The organism is Micromonospora sp. Utrum1 (assembly GCF_057197805.1).
This window is the reverse complement of record NZ_CM170071.1, coordinates 7387834-7405469: the sequence shown is the minus strand read 5'-3', so window position 1 is coordinate 7405469 and position 17636 is coordinate 7387834. Positions and strand designations below refer to the sequence as shown.

The 17636-nt window shown below is 72.8% G+C and carries 17 protein-coding genes, 2 tRNA genes and 1 other RNA gene; 10 read left to right on the top strand and 10 right to left on the bottom strand.

Going from position 1 to position 17636, the window contains the following annotated elements; translation table 11 throughout:
- The first annotated feature begins 139 nt into the window (after window positions 1–139).
- The gene (locus AC0OLQ_RS34940) at window positions 140–589 is read left to right on the top strand and encodes a nucleoside deaminase (RefSeq protein ID WP_484532510.1); all 450 of its coding nucleotides are present in this window, start codon (window positions 140–142) and stop codon (window positions 587–589) included.
- A 13-nt stretch (window positions 590–602) separates the two neighbouring features.
- Here AC0OLQ_RS34940 and AC0OLQ_RS34935 read toward each other — a convergent pair whose 3' ends face one another.
- The 3 genes from AC0OLQ_RS34935 to deoD all read right to left on the bottom strand — a co-directional run bounded on the left by AC0OLQ_RS34935 (window position 603) and on the right by deoD (window position 2500).
- Window positions 603–1046 (bottom strand): acyl-CoA thioesterase, encoded by a 444-nt coding sequence (locus tag AC0OLQ_RS34935; protein ID WP_484529669.1) that lies wholly within the window; start codon window positions 1044–1046, stop codon window positions 603–605.
- Window positions 1043–1681 carry a TetR/AcrR family transcriptional regulator gene (locus AC0OLQ_RS34930; RefSeq protein ID WP_484529668.1) on the bottom strand — a complete coding sequence of 213 codons (639 nt, stop codon included), beginning with the start codon at window positions 1679–1681 and terminating at the stop codon, window positions 1043–1045. The genes AC0OLQ_RS34935 and AC0OLQ_RS34930 overlap by 4 nt, the downstream gene beginning before the upstream one ends.
- 111 nt (window positions 1682–1792) lie before the next feature.
- The gene (gene deoD, locus AC0OLQ_RS34925) at window positions 1793–2500 is read right to left on the bottom strand and encodes a purine-nucleoside phosphorylase (RefSeq protein WP_484529667.1); all 708 of its coding nucleotides are present in this window, start codon (window positions 2498–2500) and stop codon (window positions 1793–1795) included.
- Between the two features lie 75 nt (window positions 2501–2575).
- Here deoD and AC0OLQ_RS34920 point away from each other — a divergent pair.
- Window positions 2576–2662, top strand: a tRNA-Ser gene (locus tag AC0OLQ_RS34920).
- Between the two features lie 72 nt (window positions 2663–2734).
- On the opposite strand, the gene AC0OLQ_RS34915 is transcribed toward AC0OLQ_RS34920, so the two are convergent.
- From AC0OLQ_RS34915 to AC0OLQ_RS34895, 5 genes are read right to left on the bottom strand one after another with little or no spacing between them, the layout of a single operon-like run.
- The gene (locus AC0OLQ_RS34915; protein ID WP_484529666.1) at window positions 2735–3337 is read right to left on the bottom strand and encodes an HD domain-containing protein; all 603 of its coding nucleotides are present in this window, start codon (window positions 3335–3337) and stop codon (window positions 2735–2737) included.
- Window positions 3338–3367: 30 nt separating this feature from the next.
- Entirely contained in the window at window positions 3368–5506 is a 2139-nt protein-coding gene (locus AC0OLQ_RS34910) for an NACHT domain-containing protein (protein WP_484529665.1), read from the bottom strand.
- 47 nt (window positions 5507–5553) lie between these two features.
- Complete coding sequence (locus AC0OLQ_RS34905; RefSeq protein ID WP_484532509.1) at window positions 5554–6048, bottom strand: hypothetical protein; 495 nt, start codon at window positions 6046–6048, stop codon at window positions 5554–5556.
- A 32-nt stretch (window positions 6049–6080) separates the two neighbouring features.
- Window positions 6081–6737, bottom strand: coding sequence for a hypothetical protein (locus AC0OLQ_RS34900; RefSeq protein ID WP_484529664.1), 657 nt, complete (start codon window positions 6735–6737; stop codon window positions 6081–6083).
- Between the two features lie 53 nt (window positions 6738–6790).
- Window positions 6791–7312, bottom strand: a complete 522-nt coding sequence (locus AC0OLQ_RS34895) for an ArsR/SmtB family transcription factor (protein WP_484529663.1) — start codon at window positions 7310–7312, stop codon at window positions 6791–6793.
- Window positions 7313–7775: 463 nt separating this feature from the next.
- On the opposite strand from AC0OLQ_RS34895, the gene AC0OLQ_RS34890 reads away from it, so the two are divergent.
- Window positions 7776–8726, top strand: coding sequence for an MFS transporter (locus AC0OLQ_RS34890; protein WP_484529662.1), 951 nt, complete (start codon window positions 7776–7778; stop codon window positions 8724–8726).
- A 55-nt stretch (window positions 8727–8781) separates the two neighbouring features.
- On the opposite strand, the gene AC0OLQ_RS34885 is transcribed toward AC0OLQ_RS34890, so the two are convergent.
- Complete coding sequence (locus AC0OLQ_RS34885; protein ID WP_484529661.1) at window positions 8782–9525, bottom strand: SDR family NAD(P)-dependent oxidoreductase; 744 nt, start codon at window positions 9523–9525, stop codon at window positions 8782–8784.
- 205 nt (window positions 9526–9730) lie between these two features.
- On the opposite strand from AC0OLQ_RS34885, the gene AC0OLQ_RS34880 reads away from it, so the two are divergent.
- Together AC0OLQ_RS34880 and AC0OLQ_RS34875 are read left to right on the top strand one after the other, a co-directional pair.
- Complete coding sequence (locus tag AC0OLQ_RS34880) at window positions 9731–10249, top strand: SigE family RNA polymerase sigma factor (RefSeq protein WP_484529660.1); 519 nt, start codon at window positions 9731–9733, stop codon at window positions 10247–10249.
- A gap of 127 nt (window positions 10250–10376) precedes the next feature.
- Window positions 10377–11246 (top strand): hypothetical protein, encoded by an 870-nt coding sequence (locus AC0OLQ_RS34875; RefSeq protein ID WP_484529659.1) that lies wholly within the window; start codon window positions 10377–10379, stop codon window positions 11244–11246.
- Between the two features lie 130 nt (window positions 11247–11376).
- On the opposite strand, the gene AC0OLQ_RS34870 is transcribed toward AC0OLQ_RS34875, so the two are convergent.
- Window positions 11377–11461, bottom strand: a tRNA-Ser gene (locus AC0OLQ_RS34870).
- A gap of 82 nt (window positions 11462–11543) precedes the next feature.
- On the opposite strand from AC0OLQ_RS34870, the gene ffs reads away from it, so the two are divergent.
- The 5 genes from ffs (at window position 11544) to AC0OLQ_RS34845 (ending at window position 17591) form a co-directional block, all read left to right on the top strand.
- An RNA gene (gene ffs / locus AC0OLQ_RS34865) (signal recognition particle sRNA small type) lies at window positions 11544–11633 on the top strand.
- Window positions 11634–11740: 107 nt separating this feature from the next.
- Entirely contained in the window at window positions 11741–14569 is a 2829-nt protein-coding gene (locus AC0OLQ_RS34860; RefSeq protein WP_484529658.1) for a DNA polymerase III subunit gamma and tau, read from the top strand.
- 108 nt (window positions 14570–14677) lie between these two features.
- Entirely contained in the window at window positions 14678–14986 is a 309-nt protein-coding gene (locus tag AC0OLQ_RS34855; RefSeq protein ID WP_484532508.1) for a YbaB/EbfC family nucleoid-associated protein, read from the top strand.
- Between the two features lie 8 nt (window positions 14987–14994).
- Window positions 14995–15588, top strand: a complete 594-nt coding sequence (recR, locus tag AC0OLQ_RS34850; protein WP_091316841.1) for a recombination mediator RecR — start codon at window positions 14995–14997, stop codon at window positions 15586–15588.
- 332 nt (window positions 15589–15920) lie between these two features.
- Complete coding sequence (locus AC0OLQ_RS34845; RefSeq protein ID WP_357333936.1) at window positions 15921–17591, top strand: ABC transporter substrate-binding protein; 1671 nt, start codon at window positions 15921–15923, stop codon at window positions 17589–17591.
- Window positions 17592–17636 lie beyond the last annotated feature (45 nt).

The window sequence follows — 17636 nt, the reverse complement described above, 5'->3', positions numbered from 1 at the left end:
CGACGCCACCGATCCGGCGCTGGAGACCGTACGCCCGGGGCAGCCCACCCCGGGCCGGCCGGCCCGGGTCGGTCCGGGCGCGGACGAGGGGTTCGCCGACCTCGACGGCGTGGGCCGCCGGCAGCGGCACGAGCTGTGGATGCGCCGGGCCCTGGAGGTCGCGGTGACCGGCCCGGACAGCGTGCCGGCCGACGGCGCCGACGCGATCGAGGACGTCCCGGTCGGCGCGGTCGTCTACGGCCCGGACGGCGCCGAGCTGGCGATCGGCCGCAACGAGCGGGAGCTGACCGGCGACCCGACCGCGCACGCCGAGGTGCTGGCGCTGCGCCGGGCCGCCGAGCGGCTCGGCCGCTGGCGGCTGGAGGGCTGCACCCTGGTGGTGACCCTGGAGCCGTGCACCATGTGCGCCGGGGCGATCTCGCTGGCCCGGATCTCGACGGTGGTCTTCGGCGCATGGGAGCCGAAGACCGGCGCCGTCGGCTCGCTCTGGGACGTGCTGCGCGACCGCCGCATCACCCACCGCCCTGAGGTGTACGGCGGGGTGTGCGAGGCGGAGAGCGTCGCGCTGCTGCGCGCCTTCTTCCGCTGACCCACCGGCCCGCTCAGGCGGGTTGCGGGGCGGGACGCAGCAGGGTGGCGGCGACGGCGCGCGCGGCCTCGGTCCAGGCGGTGGGGCGCAGGGTGGCCGGATCCAGCCGGACGATCGACCGGGTGCCCTCGGCGTAGACGGTGGCGCCGTCCACCGAGCGGAACTCGAAGGCGTAGCGGGCGCTGCTGGTGCCGAAGTGCTCCAGCCAGAAGTGCACCGCCACCGGACCGACGCCGGTGACCGGGGCTCGGTAGGTGATGGTGAACTCGCGGACCGCGTGGAACACGTCGGGGGCGCCGCGCAGGTCGCCGCGGAAGGCGACGCCACGCTTGGCCCAGTACGGCGTCAGGGCGCGTTCCAGCAGCACCGCGTAGCGGGCGTTGTGCAGGATGCCCATGGCGTCGAGGTCGTCGAAGTGCACCGGGACGTGCTCGACGTGACCGAACTCGTGGCTCATGACTGGCCTTCCGCTAGCAGGGTCGGATCCGGGCAGAGCGCCCGCAGCCGGTTCAGCAGGCCCTGGCGGGCGTGCCGGTAGGTGGCGTCCGGGTCGAGCATCCGAGACCGCATCACCGCGCTGATCCCCAGTGCGTCGATCTCGTACGCCAGCAGTGGCCCGTCCAGGTCGGCGGGGAGTTCGCCGAGCTCGACGGCCTCCTGGACGAGGCGTTCGAGGAACGCGGTCCACCGGCCGAACGCCTCGGAGAGCCGGTCCCGGACGGGGCCGGGGCGGGCGTTGTACTCGAACTCGGTGTTGGCGAAGAAGCAGCCGCCGGGGAGGACCCGGGCGGCGTAGAACTCGATCCGGGCCTCGTGCAGCGCGCGCAGCCGGCGGACGCCCCGGGGGGCGCGCAGGGCCGGGGCGACGATCCGCTCCTCCCACTGCGCCACGGCCCGATCGACGGTGGCGAGTTGCAGCGCCTCCTTGGAGCGCCAGTGCGCGAAGAGCCCCGACTTGCTGACGCCGAGCCGGTCGGCGAGCTGGGCGAGGGAGAGCCCGTCCAGGCCGACCTCGGTGGCCAGTGCCACGGCGGTGTCGAGCACCGCGGTGCGGGTGCGGTCGCCGCGGGCGATGCGGCCGTCGGAGGTCATGCCGGCAGCGTAACGGAAACAAGAACGACCGGTCGTATTCTCTTGTGTGACACCGGTAACGCGAGCGCCCCGCCACCGGTCGGTGGCGGGGCGCTCGAGGGTCGGGTCGGGTCAGGCGATGACGGTGTCGAGGGCGATCTCGACCATCTGGCCGAAGGTCTGCTCGCGCTCCTGCGACGTGGTCTTCTCGCCGGTCTTGATGTGGTCGCTGACCGTCAGGATGGTCAGCGCGCGGGCCTTGAACCGGGCCGCGATCGTGTAGAGCGCCGCCGACTCCATCTCCACCGCGAGCACTCCGTAGTCGGCGAGGGAGTCGTAGAGGTCCGGCCGGTCGGTGTAGAAGGCGTCCGCGGCCAGGATCGGACCGACCCGCATGGTGATGCCGCGCCGCTCGGCCACCTCGACCGAGGTGCGCAGCAGCCCGAAGTCGGCCACCGGGGCGTAGTCGATCAGACCGTCGAACCGCATCCGGTTCATGTTCGAGTCGGTCGACGAGCCGATCGCCGCGACCACGTCGCGCAGCTGGAGGTCCTCGGTCAGGGCGCCGCAGGAGCCGACCCGGATCAGCGTCTTCACGCCGTACTCGTTGATCAGCTCGTGCGCGTAGATGGAGGCGGACGGCATGCCCATGCCGGAGCCCTGGACGGAGACCTCGACGCCGTTCCAGCGGCCGGTGAAGCCCAGCATGCCGCGAACCGTCGTGTAGCAGCGGGCGTCCTCGAGGTAGGTCTCCGTGATCCACTTGGCCCGCAGCGGGTCGCCCGGCATCAGGACCCGCTCGGCGATCTCTCCCGGCTCAGCGCCGATGTGCGTACTCATGGCAAAGATCCTGCCAGGCCGGGCCCGGGGATACCGGTTCGGCGTCCGGACCCGGGGTCCTGTAGCCTACTCGGCGGTGGCGTGTCCGAGTGGCCTAAGGAGCACGCCTCGAAAGCGTGTGAGGGTTTACGCCCTCCGCGGGTTCAAATCCCGCCGCCACCGCTCGTGAGATACGCGAACGCCCGGTTGATCCGTGAGGATCGGCCGGGCGTCCGTCGTTCGGAGCCGGCACGACTAGGCGTCGAGCGGATGCGCGGGGATCACGAGGCGTCCGCCCGATTCGATTGAATGTGCTGCCGCGCTGGACGGCTTGCGTTCTGCCTGGTTTTCGAATGAGGCTAGGAACTCGGTGGCGAAGTCGAGTCGGGGGTACCGGTCGAGCACGCTGTTCCTGAGCGCTTCGGAAAATTCCTCGGGACGTCGTCCTGCCACGTCCCAGGCCGTTGCGACCTGCAGCAGGTGGGACTCGGCGTCCTCGGCGGCGGACACGTGGGCGCGCATGTGGATGACGACGATGTGTTCCACGCGGGCCGCGCGGGCCTCGGGCCAGCCGGCGGCGACCGCGAACACCCACGCGAGGTGCCCGCCGGCCTCCTCGAACGGGAGCGCATGACTGTCGAACGGCTCGGTGAGCCCGGTGTCGTGCAGGAGGGCCGAGACGTAGTACAGCTCGTCGTCGAAGGCGATTCCGTGTGCGCGGGCGTACATCGCCCCCCACACGTAGGACCGGATGGAGTGGTTGAGCAGCGCAGGCGAGAGGTAACGGGTGGCCACGGAGAGCGCCGCCGTCGCCGCAGGCGTACGGGGAAGATCCGGCAATTCGGAAGATTCAGGCATGGGTGGATCGTAGTTCCGGCGCCTCTGACATCAGGTCCAACCGTTGCGGGCGCCCGGGAGATCCCGGGCTCCCTGTCGCACCTCCCGCCGCCGGGCCTGCCCGGCGGCGCGGGACCGCAGCAGCGGCATGTCGGCCTCCGCGCGCTCGGCGAAGTGGTCGAGCAGTTCCCGGTGCACGAAGATGTAGCCGTCGCCGACCTGGCGCAGGAAGAGGCACTGCACCGCGTGGTCGAGGAACGGCAGCAGCGGGTACGGCACCAGGTCCGCCCGGGCGAGCCTCCGCCGGACCAGCGCCTGCTCGACCATCGGGGAGAACGCGACCACGGTGAGCAGCAGGAGGGTGGTGCCGCCGCCGAGCAGCACCGCGAAGCGGAGCGACTCGGCCGCGCCCCGGGCCAGCGCGACCGGCACGAAGCCGAGCGCGGCGACCATCAGGCCCAGTGCCACGAGGTCGCCGGCCATGACGGTCAGCCGTTGCCGCAGCAACGGGCTGGGCAGCTCCCGCCGGTCGGTGGGGGGCGGCGGCGGCCGGAAGTGAAGCTGCACCTGGGCGCTGTCGAGGGCGATCAGGGAGACCACGGTGGCGAGGAAGAACCCGGCGCCGTAGCCGAGGCCGGCGGCCCAGCTCGGGCCGCCGGGGGTGAACAAGCCGGTGAGCCCGCCGACGGCCGTGCCGGCGACGAGCGCCGAGACCAGGATGAGCCGTTCCAGCTCGGCGACGCTCGTGGTCCAGGCGGCCACCCAGCTCTCCGGCGGCCGGTCGCGGCGGTCGCGGATGGCCCGGGTCAGCTCGAACAGGTCGTCGTAGTTGACCGTGTGCATCAGCACGGCCAGCCCCAGCAGACCACCGGCGACGACCAGGCCGGCCACCGACCCCAGCGCCCAGCCCGCCGAGCCGAGCAGCGCGGCGAGCGCGGCGCAGCCGAACAGGCGGGCGAGCGCCGTGGAGGTCCACCACACGGCCGGACGCCGTGCCGACCAGGACTCGTCGATCATGTCGAGCACGAAGACGGTCTGGTCACGCAGGCTGAGCGCCCGGGCGAGGCTGGCGAGGTGGCCGGCGGTCCGCTCGGGCCGGTACCGGGGGTGCGGCCGGCGGCGCAGCATGGTGTCGACGTACCGGGTGAAGAGGCGCTCGCGGCCGGAGCCGTTCCGGGTCGTGCCGGGGCCGAGGGCGAGCGGCTCGGCGTACGCCAGCGCCATGATGCTGAGCATCAGCGGCGAGTCGGCGAGCTGCCACAGCTCGGGGTCGGCGTCGAGCGCGTCCCGCAGCCCGCCCAGCCCCGGCCGGTCGACGTACCGCTCGATCTGCGACCGGTCCAGCGGTTGGATGGCGACGGTGCCGTAGAGGGGTAGTTCCGACCGGAGCCCTGCGTATTCCGCCTGCCGGCAGCAGACGGCGATCGGGGTGAGCGGTTGCCGGCCGTGGAACGCGGCGATCGCCTCGGCGCAGGCGTCGCGGTGCTGCTCGGCCACCTCGTCGAGGCCGTCCAGCAGCGGCAGGATCTGCCCCGCCGCGACCCAGGCGGCCCCCTGTTCCGCCGGGATGCCGTACCGCTCGGTGAGCTGTTCGACGAGCCACTGGTCGAGGGGCCGGCGGAGGGTCGCCCAGGAGGAGAGGTTGAAGACCGCCGGCATCGGGGCGTCCGGGTCGTGGCCGGCGCGGTCGAGCAGGTCCCGGGCGAGTTCCAGCAGGGTGGTCGTCTTGCCGGCCCCGGGCGCGCCGACGATGACCACCGCCTGGTCGAGCTGGTCGAACAGGGCCGACATCGAGGTCTGGTCGTCGAGCGAGCCGGTGAAGCCGTCCCGGTGGCTGGCCCGCAGGCTCCACGGGTGCCGGCGGTCGTCGGCGGTGGCGGCGATGCCCAGCTCGATGCGGGCCTCCTCGTGGAGGGACCGGTCCAGCACGCTGGTCACCCAGTAGCGGCGGACCCGGTCCAGCAGCACCTTCCGGGCCCGCGCCGCGCCGGCGGTCCCGGTTTCCCGCGGCTCCCGGCCGCGGTGCACCTCGATGACCACGAGGACCGACACCAGCAGCAGCACCAGCGGCCAGGCCAGCCAGAGGTACGGGGACCAGCGCTCGGGTAGCGCGCCGGTGGCGACGTTCGTGGCCACGCCCAGCAGGGCCACGACGATCACCGACAGGCCGACCATGACCACCCGACGCATGCGTCGTCTCTACCGTCCGAGGGGCGGGCGCACAACCCACCGGCGGGTCAGCAGGGGCCGTAGCCCTCGTCGAAGAGGCGGCGGGCCCAGTCCGCGTACCCGGCGATGATCTTCCGGACCGTGGCGCCGTCGTGCAGGAAGAGGTACGCCCGGTCGCCGCTGCGGGCGAGCAGCCCGTCGAAGCGGTGCATCCCCTGTGGAGCGTCGAGGTCGACCACCGACGGGTACGCGGTGTGCACCACGTCGACCGGCGTGCCGACGGTGATCCCCTCGGGTGTGCTCATCGGGTCGTCGAGCCAGAGCAGGACGAGCCGGTCGTCGACGAAGACCGGGCTGACCGAGCCGTGGCCGGACAGCGTGGGCCCGCACGCGTCCTCGTCGGTGCGCAGCACGCCACGCCGGGTCAGGTCCTCCTCGGTGGCGCCGAACTCGGCGTTGCCCAGCCCGTGGAGGCTGACCACCCCTGCGGCGCCGACCGGCCGGGCCGGCACGTCCGGCCCCTGTGGACGGACGCCGCTGCCGGCGATCGAGGCGGCCGTCATCAGCGCGGCGATGAATCCGAATTGTCGCAGTTTCATGCAATCCCCCAGTCCCCAACGGGACCGGGGCGATGAGGTTGCTGGTGCTGGTCGGATTGCCGTAGTTCCCACTCCTCGGCCAGCTCGTCCCAGTAGTCCGCGGAGAGCCCGCGCCGCCCGTGCGCCAGCCAGCCGGCCGTGTCCCGCTCCAGGTGCAGGCCCAGTTCGGCGAACGGGTCGATCCACGGCCCCGGCTCGGCGCCCAGCCGGGCGAGCGCCGCGTTGATCGGCCACTCGGCGCGCGGCCGGTCCAGCCGGTCGTCGAAGCAGGGCCCCCAGCTCGGCTCGCCGCCCAGCCAGACCGCCGCGGCCTGGTGGCCGAGGCCGCCGGCGAACTCCGCCTCCAGGTACGCCACCGGTCCCCGCCGGGACCAGCGAGCCAGCAGCTCCGACAAGTCCGGCTCGCCGCGCCGCGACCCGGAGTCGTCGTCCGTCGGGGCGGCCGAGAGGACGAGTTGGAACGGCTGGTCCGCCGAGGGCTCGCCGATGGCGAAGTCCGGCAGCCGGCCGGTCAACTCCTCGACGAGCTGCGGGGTGACCGGCAGCAGCGCGAAGTCCTGGCGCAGCGCGGCGAGCACCGCGTGATCCAGGTCGGCGGTCTGCTCCCGGAGCAGCTCGACGTCGGCGACCACCGCGCTGAGCTGGTAACTCATCCGATCCCCTCGGCGTCCACAGGCTGTGGATGGAACATGTGTACGACGGTCGGTCAGCCCTCGGCGGCCGACGGCCGGTCGGTCATCTCGAAGGCCATGAGGGTGGCGCCCACCCGGACCGTACCGGGCGCGTGCGGCGGCTGGGCGGCGTCGTGCAGCTCGGTCATGATCGCGTGCAGCCGCCGGCGCGCCGCCGCCCAGGCGTCGGGGGACACCCACAGCTCCGCGTCGGTGGTGACGCCGGTCGTCCCCGGGGCGCGGTCGGCCACCCGGTCGAGGAGGTTGCGGGCGAGGGACTCGGCGAGCAGCGGCTGCCCCTCCTGCTGCTCGGTGAGCCAGGGCCCGCGTACCGCCCGGTAGCGGCGCTCCCGGCCGCCGCGCCGGGCCCGGACGTCGGCCAGCTCGACCAGGCCGGCGGCGTCCAGCCGGCGCAGGTGCTGGCTGGCGAGGGCGTGCGAGACGGCCAGCTCCCGGGCGAGCGCGGCGGCGGAGAGCGGCGCGCTCCACAGCAGCGAGAGCATGCGCAGTCGCAGCGGGTGGGCCAGCGCGCGCAGGCGTGGGTCGGTGGTGCTCACGGCCGCCATTGAACCCCACCCGCTCGTCGCACTCACCCCCAAGCATTGACTTGGGGGTCGGGTGTGGACAGAATCGCACCGCACGGGGGAGGTGCCATGAGCTGGGGTACGACCAGGGTGCTGGGCAACCGCGACGCCGGCCGCTACCTGACCAGCGTGCTGGTCTCCGGCTTCGGCACGGCGGCCATCCTGCTGGTGGCCGGGATCTGGGTGAAGGACCTCACCGGGTCGAGCAGCGTGGCCGGGCTGGTCACCCTCGGCACCTGGGGGCCCACCCTGGTCGCCCCGCTGATCGGGGTGCTGGCCGACCGGTTCCGCCGCCGCCCGCTGCTGATCGCCCTGCACCTGGCCATGGCCGCCCTGCTGCCGGTGCTGCTGCTGGTCGACTCCGCCGCCCGGGTCTGGCTGATCTTCGCCGTGATGGTCGCGTACGGGGTCAGCTTCGTGTTGATCGACTCGGCTGGTGCCGGCCGTGGTCCCGGGGGACCTGCTCGGCGACTTCAACGGGCTGCGGATGACGGTCAACGAGGGCATGAAGCTGGTCGCCCCGCTGGCCGGCGCCGGCCTCTTCGCCGCGTACGGCGGGCACCCGGTGGTGCTGCTCGACGCCGCCACGTTCGCCCTCGCCGCCCTGCTGCTCGCCCTGATCCGGATACGCGAGGCGCCTCCGGCCCCGCCCGAGCCCTGGACCCGCCAGCTCGCCGAAGGGCTCGGGCACCTCCGCCCGCCCACCCCGCTACGGCACCTGGTCGTCTGCACCGGGGCCGCCATGCTGCTGATCGGGATCAACGGCGCCCTCGCGTACGCCGTGGTGGACGACGGTCTGCACCGGCCGCCGGAGTTCAACGGCGTGCTCGGCACCATGCAGGGCGTCGGGTCACTGGTCGGTGGCCTGGCCGCGGGGACCCTGCTGCGCCGGCTCGGCGACCAGCGGGTGACCGCGGCGGCCATCGCGCTCCTGGCCGCCGGTCTAGCGCTGCGGGCCGCGCCCGGCCTCGTCCCGGTGGTCGCGGGCACCCTGGCCGTCGGGGTCGGGGCTCCGCTGGTGCTGATCACGGTCTGGACGGCGGTGCAGCGGGAGACGCCGAACGCGCTGGTCGGGCGGGTCTCCGCGACCGTGAACACGCTGACCTTCGGCCCCGGCACGCTGGCCGTGCTCGCCGGCGCGAGCCTGCTGGTCCTGGTCGATTACCGGGTGATCCAGCTGGTCGGCGCGGCGGGCGCGGTGCTGCTCGCCGGCTGGGCGCTGCGCGGCGGCCCGCGCCCCGGTGCACCGGCCGCGCCGCCGACCGACCACCCGGCGGAGACCGCACCGGCACCGGCCACGTCGCCGACCACCGGGGAGGAGGTCGCGCCGGCACCGGCCACCCCACAGACCGCCGCCCCCGCCGCCGGGACGGCGGAGCGGGGCTGACGGCGTACCCGGAAGGGGCCGACCCGGGTGGAGCCGGCCCCTTGCCCGGTGCCGGTCAGCCGGCGAAGCCGCCGTCCGCGTTGATCGTCGCGCCGGTCACGTAGCCGCCGTCCGGACCGGCCAGGAAGGCCACGACGGCGGCGATCTCGGCCGGCGCGGCGTAGCGGCCCAGGGCGGTGAAGCCCCGGATCGCGTCCGCGTTCGGCCCGTCCGCCGGGTTCGCGTCGGTGTCGGTCGGCCCCGGGTTGACCAGGTTCACCGTGATCCTCCGGCCGCCCAACTCCCGGCCGAGCCCCCGGGTCAGGCCGATCAGGGCCGTCTTGCTCATGGAGTAGAGGGCGAGACCCGGAAAGACGGCCCGCTCGGCCACGTTGCTGCCGATGTTCACGATCCGGCCGCCGTCGGTCATGTGCCGGACCGCCGCCTGGGCGAACACGAACGGCGCCCGGACGTTGACCGCGATCGTGCGCTCGACCTCGTCCTCGCCGAGCTCCGTCACCGGGCCCACGAGGAACACCCCGGCGTTGTTGACCAGCACGTCCAGCCGGCCGAACTCCCCGGCGACCCGGTCGACCGCCGCGCGCACCGCCGCCGGGTCGCCGCTGTCCGCCGGCACGGCCAGGGCGCGCCGCCCCACCGCCTTGATCTGCTCCACCAGCTCGGCCGCCCGGTCGGCGCGCCGTTCGTAGGTCAGCGCCACGTCGGCGCCCTCCCGGGCCAGCCGCAGAGCCACGGCCGCCCCGATACCCCGGCTGCCGCCGGTCACCAATGCCACTTTTCCGTCCAGAACTCCGTTCATGCCACCAGCCTGCTCGGCGGCGGGCGGATAGTCTGGCGGCGATCAGACGCCGCGTTGGCTGACTCCGGCGGAACCGGGGGAACCGGCTCTCGGGGGCCGGGCGTGGTTCGCTGGGGGCGCCTGACGTGCCGAGCCCCAGAAAGATCCCGATTCCTTTGACGACGTCCGCGCCCGTACGGGTGTCTTCCCCCATGTGACGACCGTAATGAAGCACCCACCGGCCGGGACGGCGATCGGCGAGGAGCACGATTCTCGGGTTTTCGTCCAGGGGATCGCCGCATCGTTGCACCGCACGGCGTACCTGCTGTGCGGGGACTGGTACCTGGCCGACGACCTTGTCCAAGAGACCCTGGCGAGGGCGTACAGCCATTGGCGCAAGGTCCAGCGGGCCGATAGTCCGTCCGCGTACGTGCGACGCATCCTGATCAACGAGTCGCGACGCAGCTGGCGCCGGAACCGGAACGTCACCGTGCATCCCGACGTCGACCTGGCCGACATCACCGCCGTGGACATGTCCGACGAGGTGGTGAACCGCGACGAGTTGCTCCAGGCGCTGCAGTCGCTGCCCGCGCGGCAGCGGGCGACCGTCGTCCTGCGGTTTCTCGAGGGGCTCAGCGAGCGGGAGACCGCCGCGGTCCTCGGGTGCAGCGAGGGCACCGTCAAGAGCCAGACGAGCCGGGCGTTGATCAAGCTCAAGTCCGTACTGAACCGAGGAGACATCTGACCATGTCGTACGACACCGAGGCACGTCTGAGCGCGGCACTGCAGGGCATCGCCGGAGACCGGCCGTACGCACCCGACCTCGACCACATCGAGAGCCGCGGACGGAAGCTGCGGCACCGCCGCCTGGCGTGGCGCGCCACCGCCGGCACCGGCTTCGCGCCGCCATCGCGGCGGTCGCGGTGGTCACCGCCGGCGCCGGCACCCAGGCCCCCGCGCCCAACCTCGCCGCCCCGAACCCGGCGACCAGCAGCGTGACCGCCGAGAACGCCCCGCTGGTGAAGCTGGTCGGCTATCTGACCACCGCCCCGCAGCCCGAGGGCGACGCGACGCTCGTGCTGCGCGACCAGGTTTACACGAACGGCCTCAAGGTCGATGTCTGGGACCTGTTCGCCGACAACGGCGACCTCTACTTCGGCAAGACCCGCGATGCCCTCTCGGCACAGGTGAAGGGGAAGCACCCGACGGGTGGCGAGGACGAGGCCGGGCGGAAGAAGGCGGTCGCGGCGGCGGAGTACGCGGCCAAGGGCGATCTCAACGAGGCCCGCAAGATGATGGCGCTCGCGTACGTCAAGGATCCGAAGACCGCGCCGGCTCTGGAGGCGCCCGGCGTCAAGCCCTCGATCGATGCGAAGATCGCCGCGAAGCTCAAGGCCACCCATCAGGACGCATCCACGGTGGGCAATCTGACCGACAACTGGGTCTGGGAGAACTCGCTGGACGCGCTGAAGGCGGGCGCCGGCAGCCCGACGGTCCGCGCCGGGGTGGTGCGGCTGCTGGGGCAGATGCCCGAGGTCAAGGTGACGCAGGGCACCCTCTACGGCCAACCGGTGATCACCCTCGCCGCCGGCGCGCTGATCACCGGCGGCGGCACTGACAGCCTGACCATCGACGCCGACACCGGCCTGCTGATCAAGTACGTCTCCGACAGCGTGGGCGTGACCGTCAACTACACGGTGGCCCGCGTGACCCTCGCGGACGTGGCCGCGGGCAAGTTCTGACCCGCACCCACTGATGCCAGGGCCGGTCCGTCCACCGGCCCTGGCGTCAACGACTGAGAGATCGACGGTAGCGACGACTCAGGGCCGGTCCCCGTGGGGCCGGCCCTGTCGTTTTTCCTGCTCAAGCGAGCGGAGGATACGAGATTCGAACTCGTGAGGGTGTTAACCCAACACGCTTTCCAAGCGTGCGCCCTAGGCCTCTAGGCGAATCCTCCGCGAGCCAGAATACAGGTCTCCGACGGGCCAGCCACCCCACCACCCCCTGAAGATCCACGCCGGGTCGGGTAGGCTTGGCGTCACCTCCCGTGCGGCGGTATCTCGTGAACCTCCCCAGGGCCGGAAGGCAGCAAGGATAAGCGAGCTCTGCCGGGTGCACGGGAGGCCTTTCTGTCTCCGGGTGCCGGTAACCTTCCTGCGGGTCAGGTCGCGGGGTGGTGGGTGGTCACCCACGCCCGACCGGCGCAGAATGGCTCGGTCGAGAGGAGGCGGTACGCGTGACGCTGGCGCTTTACCGCAAGTACCGGCCGCGTACCTTCGCCGAGATGATCGGCCAGGAGCAGGTCACCGAGCCGCTGTCACAGGCGCTGCGCAGCGGCCGGCTCAACCACGCCTACCTCTTCTCGGGGCCCCGGGGCTGCGGCAAGACCTCCAGCGCCCGGATCCTGGCCCGCTCGCTCAACTGCGAGCAGGGGCCCACGCCCGAGCCGTGCGGGCAGTGTGACTCGTGTCGCTCGCTGGCCACCGACGGCACCGGGTCGATCGACGTCATCGAGATCGACGCGGCCAGCCACGGCGGCGTCGACGACGCCCGCGAGCTGCGCGAGAAGGCGTTCTTCGCGCCGGCCCGGAGCCGCTTCAAGATCTATATCATCGACGAGGCGCACATGGTCTCGTCGGCCGGCTTCAACGCCCTGCTCAAGTTGGTCGAGGAGCCCCCGGAGTACGTCAAGTTCATCTTCGCCACGACCGAGCCGGAGAAGGTCCTCGGTACGATCAAGTCGCGGACCCACCACTACCCGTTCCGGCTGTTCCCGCCGAAGGTGCTCCGGCCCTACCTGGAGCAGCTCTGCGAGGCGGAGGGGGTCAAGGTCGAGAAGGCGGTCTTCCCGCTGGTGGTGCGCGCCGGCGGGGGCAGCATGCGGGACAGCCTCTCGGTGCTCGACCAGCTCATCGCGGGCGCCGGCCCGGAGGGGGTCAGCTACGCCCGGGCCGCCGCGCTGCTCGGCGTGACCGACTCGGCGCTGATCGACGAGATGTGCGACGCGCTGGCCGCCGGGGACGGCGCCGCCGCGTACGCGACCGTCGACCGGGTCGCCGAGGCCGGGCACGACCTGCGCCGGTTCGCCTCCGACCTGCTGGAGCGGCTGCGCGACCTGATCGTCCTCCAGCAGGTGCCGGACGCCGCCGCCAAGGGCCTGATCGACGGCCCGGCCGACCAGATCGAGCGGATGACGGCCCAGGCCCAGCAGCTCGGTCCGGCCACCCTGTCCCGCTGCGCCGACATCGTGCACAACGGCCTGGTCGAGATGCGCGGCACCACCGCGCCCCGGCTGCTGCTGGAGCTGATCTGCGCCCGGATGCTGCTGCCCGGCGCGGACGACTCCACCGGCGGTCTGCTCCAGCGCCTGGAACGGATGGAACGCCGGCTCACCCTGGGCGGCACCGAGCCGCCGCCGGCCGCCGCCGGCCCCGCGCCGATCGCCCCCGCCCCCGAGGTACGCCCGGCGCCTCCCGCCCCGACCGCGGCTGCCGCCGCGCCCGACCCGGAGACCGCCGGCACGCCGGCGGCTGCCGGCGCCCCGACCGGGGCGGCCGCCGCCCGCGCCGCCGCCGCGGCGGCCGGTGCCCGGTCGACCCCGACCCGTCCGGCGGACGGGTCCGCCAACGGCCCCGCCCAGCCCGGCCCGGCCGCCCGCCCCGCCGCGAACGGGGTCGCCGCCCAGCCGGGTCCGGCTCCTTCCAGCCCTACGCCCGGCACCGACTCCGCGGCGTCCGACGCGCCCGCCCGGCGGCCGGTGCCGGCCTCCGCGGTGCTGCCCGATCCGGCTACGCCCGCCCCGCCCCGCCCCGGCGCGGCCCCGGCTGGCGCACTGGACGCCGTCGCGGTGCGCCGGGTCTGGGCGGAGGTGGTCGGCAAGGTCAACCGGAGCAACAAGCGGATCGCGGCGCTGATGCGCGACGCGGTGGTCCGCGACCTGGACGGCGACACGCTGGTGCTGACCGTGAAGTCGACGGTGCTGGCGAAGATGATGGCCGACCACGCCGCCGTGCTCACCGACGCGCTCTACGAGGAATTGGGCGGCCGCTGGCAGATCCGGTGCGAGGTGGCCGGTGAGCGGGGCGCGGCCTCGCTCGGCGGCCCGTCCCGCCCCTCCGGCGCGGCCCGCCCGGCGTCCGACGCCGCCCCGGCACGTTCGGCGGCCTCATCCGACAGCGCTCCGGCCCGTCCGGCGCCTGCCTCGTCCGCCTCGTCCGACGCCGCGCCGACGCGCCCCGCGTCCGGTCCCGCCCCGGCGCGCCCGGCGTCCGGTGCGTCCGACGCCCCGGGGAACCACACCGGTGGCGCGGCGCAACCGGCCAGCGGCCGGCCGGGGAACCCTGCCGGCCCGTCCGCCCAGGCGTCGGCGTCGTCCGGTGGCCCGGCGCGGCGACCCGCCGAGCCCGAGGCTGCCGCAGGCGGGGACGACGAGGAGGACTGGCCGGAACCGGCCCGACCGGGTGGCTCCGGAGAGCCCGCGTCTACCGGTGACGCTCCGACGGCTGCCACCGACGGCGGGGACGGCTGGCCCGAGGCCGCCCGCCCGGGTGGGGCGGCAGCCGTGACCACGGCCGGCACGTCTAGCCCTACCGTGCCGACCGCCTCGGTGTCGGTGGCCACGGCGCCGGCCGTACCGAAGCCGGCCGGACCACCGGGTGCGGCGCCGGCCGTACCGAAGCCGGCCGGGCCATCGGGTGCGGCGCCGGCGGGCGGTGGCACGCCGAAGAACAGCGCGATCGCGGCGGCGCGGGCGGCTGCGGCGGCCGCTGCCGCCGGTGGCGGGCCGAGCAAGGGCCCACGGGCGGCCCAGGCGACCCGGAAGACCGCGGACGCCGACTGGGCCGGGGAACCGCCCTACGACCCGGACTACGACGGGCCTGCCGGCGGCCGCTCGGCGGGCGCGGCCCCGGCGGCGCCCGTCTACGAGGGCTTCGACCCGGGCGATGAACCGCTGGACGATGTCATCGACGAGCAGACCGCCCGGCAGTCCGGCGAGGAGCAGGCGGTGCAGTTGCTCCGCGAGGCGTTCGGGGCCGAGAAGATCGACGAGGTCGACGCGCGCTGAGCGCGCGTCGACCGACGAGGAGCAGTGCCGCCGCCCGACTAGGCTGGGCGCGGCCGATCAGACGAGTGCGAGAAGGAGCCATCCGTGCGCCCAGGTGGACAGCCGAACATGCAGCAGATGCTGAAGCAGGCGCAGAAGATGCAGCAGCAGATCGCCAAGGCTCAGGCCGAGCTGGCCGAGGCCGAGCTGACCGGCACCGCCGGTGGTGGCCTGGTCACCGCCACCGTCGCCGGCACCGGTGAGGTGAAGGCGATCAAGATCGACCCGAAGGCGGTCGACCCGGAGGACGTGGAGACGCTGGAGGACCTGGTCGTCGCCGCCGTGCGCAACGCCGCCGAGGCGGCCCGGGAGCTGACCGAGAAGAAGATGGGCCCGGTCTCGGGTGGGATGGGCGGCCTCGGCCTGCCCGGGTTCTGAGCCCGCAGATGTACGAGGGTGCCATCCAGGACCTGATCGACGAGCTGGGCCGGCTGCCGGGCGTGGGCCCGAAGAGCGCCCAGCGGATCGCCTTCCACGTCCTCTCGGCGGATCCCGCCGACGTCAACCGGCTGGCCGGCGCGCTGCGCAAGGTCAAGGAGCTGGTGCGGTTCTGCACCACCTGCTACAACGTGGCCGAGTCGGAGCAGTGCCGGATCTGCCGTGACCCGCGGCGCACGGACGAGGTGCTCTGCGTGGTCGAGGAGCCGAAGGACGTCGTGGCGATCGAGCGGACCGGAGAGTTCCGCGGCCGCTACCACGTGCTCGGCGGCGCCATCAACCCGCTGGAGGGCATCGGCCCGGACAACCTGCGGATCCGGGAGCTGATGACCCGGCTGGGCGGGGGCGCGGTTCGTGAGCTGATCCTCGCCACGGACCCGAACACCGAGGGTGAGGCGACCGCCACCTATCTGGCGCTCATGGTGAAGCCGATGGGCATCGCGGTGACTCGGCTGGCCAGCGGCCTGCCGGTCGGCGGCGACCTGGAGTATGCCGACGAGATCACCCTGGGTCGCGCGTTCGAGGGCCGCCGGGCGATCTGACCGGAGCGACGACCAGGCCGGCCGGTCCCGTGCGCGGGGCCGGCCGGAGTCGTCCGCCCATCCGGAATGTGGGACGGGTGCGATTCGCCACGTGCGCACCACCCGGCCGGCGGCTGGCCGGTTTTGCGGCGATCCGTCCGATCTCACTATCTGCTTCGGGCTGTGACAGTGCTGTTTGTCGGGAGATCGGAAGCTGTCAGACCCGCCACTTGGTGTCGGCTTGATAGCGATTGCCTCGCGGGCGTTCCGCATTCTGTGTGTCGTGTCATAGCCTCCCGCACACGGACTGAGTCACAACTCGGCGTGGAACATGCGCATGACAGAGGTGAGAGATGCAGGCGAGCAGGCTTAAAGCGGCCGTGGCCCTCGCGGCCGCTGCCGCTCTGGCGGTCGGAGCGTCCGGCTGCGCCAAGAGCGAGCGCGACGAGGACAGCGGTGGGGCCAAGACCGGCGGCACCTTCGTCTTCGCGGGCGCCGGTAACCCCAAGAACTTCGACCCGATCTTCAACGACGACGGCGAGTCGTTCCGGCCGATCCGCCAGATGTACGACACCCTCGTGCAGAACAAGCCGGGTACGGCCGATCTGCAGGGCGCCCTGGCGGAGAGCTGGGAGCACGACCCCGAGGGCAAGGTCTGGACCTTCCACCTGCGCAAGAACGTGAAGTTCCACGACGGCACCCCCTTCAACGCCGCCGCGGTCTGCTTCAACTTCGACCGCTGGTTCAACATGAAGGGCGCCGCCGCCCAGTCGCAGATGATCTACTACTCGGACGTCTTCGGCGGCTTCGCCAAGAACGAGGCCGAGGGTGTCGGCGAGCCGGTCTACAACAAGTGCGAGGCGAAGGACGACGGCACCGCCGTCGTCACGATGAACCGGTACAAGGGCGCCTTCCCCGGCGCCTTCGCGCTGACCGCGCTGTCGATCGCCAGCCCCGAGGCGCTCAAGAAGTACGACGCCGACACGGTGAAGCAGAACGGCGACTCGTTCGAGTACAGCGCGTTCGCCAACGAGCACCCGGTGGGCACCGGCCCGTTCACCTTCGGTGGCTGGGACAAGGCCAAGGGTGAGATCACCCTGAACCGGAACCCCGACTACTGGGGCGAGAAGGCCAAGGTCGACAAGCTCGTCATCAAGATCATCGAAGACGAGAACACCCGGAAGCAGGAGCTGCGGGCGGGCACCGTCCAGGGCATCGACTTCCCGGCCCCGGCCGACCGCAAGGCGCTCTCGGGCGAGGGCTTCCAGGTCCTCGACCGCCCGGCGTTCAACATCCTCTACCTCGGCTTCAACCAGAAGAACCCGAAGCTGAAGGACCTGCGGGTGCGCCAGGCGATCGCCTACGCCCTCAACCGCCAGCAGCTCGTCCAGACCAAGGGCCCGGGTGGCACCAAGGTCGCCGACGAGTTCATGCCGGACACCGTGCTCGGCTACGCCCCGGACGTGCAGAAGTACGAGTACAACGTCGACAAGGCCAAGCAGCTGCTCAAGGAGGCGGGCGCCGAGAACCTGACGCTCAACTTCTACTACCCGACCGACGTCTCGCGGCCGTACATGCCGAACCCGCAGGAGATCTTCACCGTCCTGGCCAACGACCTGCAGGCCGTCGGCATCAAGGTCAACGGTGTGGCCCGCCCGTGGAACGGTGGCTACAAGGACGACGTGCAGCAGTTCGGCAAGCACGACCTGCACATCCTCGGGTGGACCGGTGACTACAACGACCCGGGCAACTTCGTCGGCACCTTCTTCGGCCGGGCCAAGGTCGAGTTCGGCGACCAGGCGATGACCGAGATGTTCGACGCCATCACCAAGGCTGACGGCACGGTCGACGACGCCGGCAAGAAGGCCGCGTGGGAGCAGGTCAACCGCGACATCGCCGCCAAGTGGCTGCCGGCCGTGCCGGTCTGGCACGCCCCGCCGGCCATCGTGGTCACCAAGGACGTCAAGGGTCTGGTCGCCAGCCCCCTGACCGACGAGCGGTTCAACACCGTCAGCGTCGGCTGAAGCGCCACGGACCGCTGACGCCGTACGCGGAATCGGCCCGGGCCG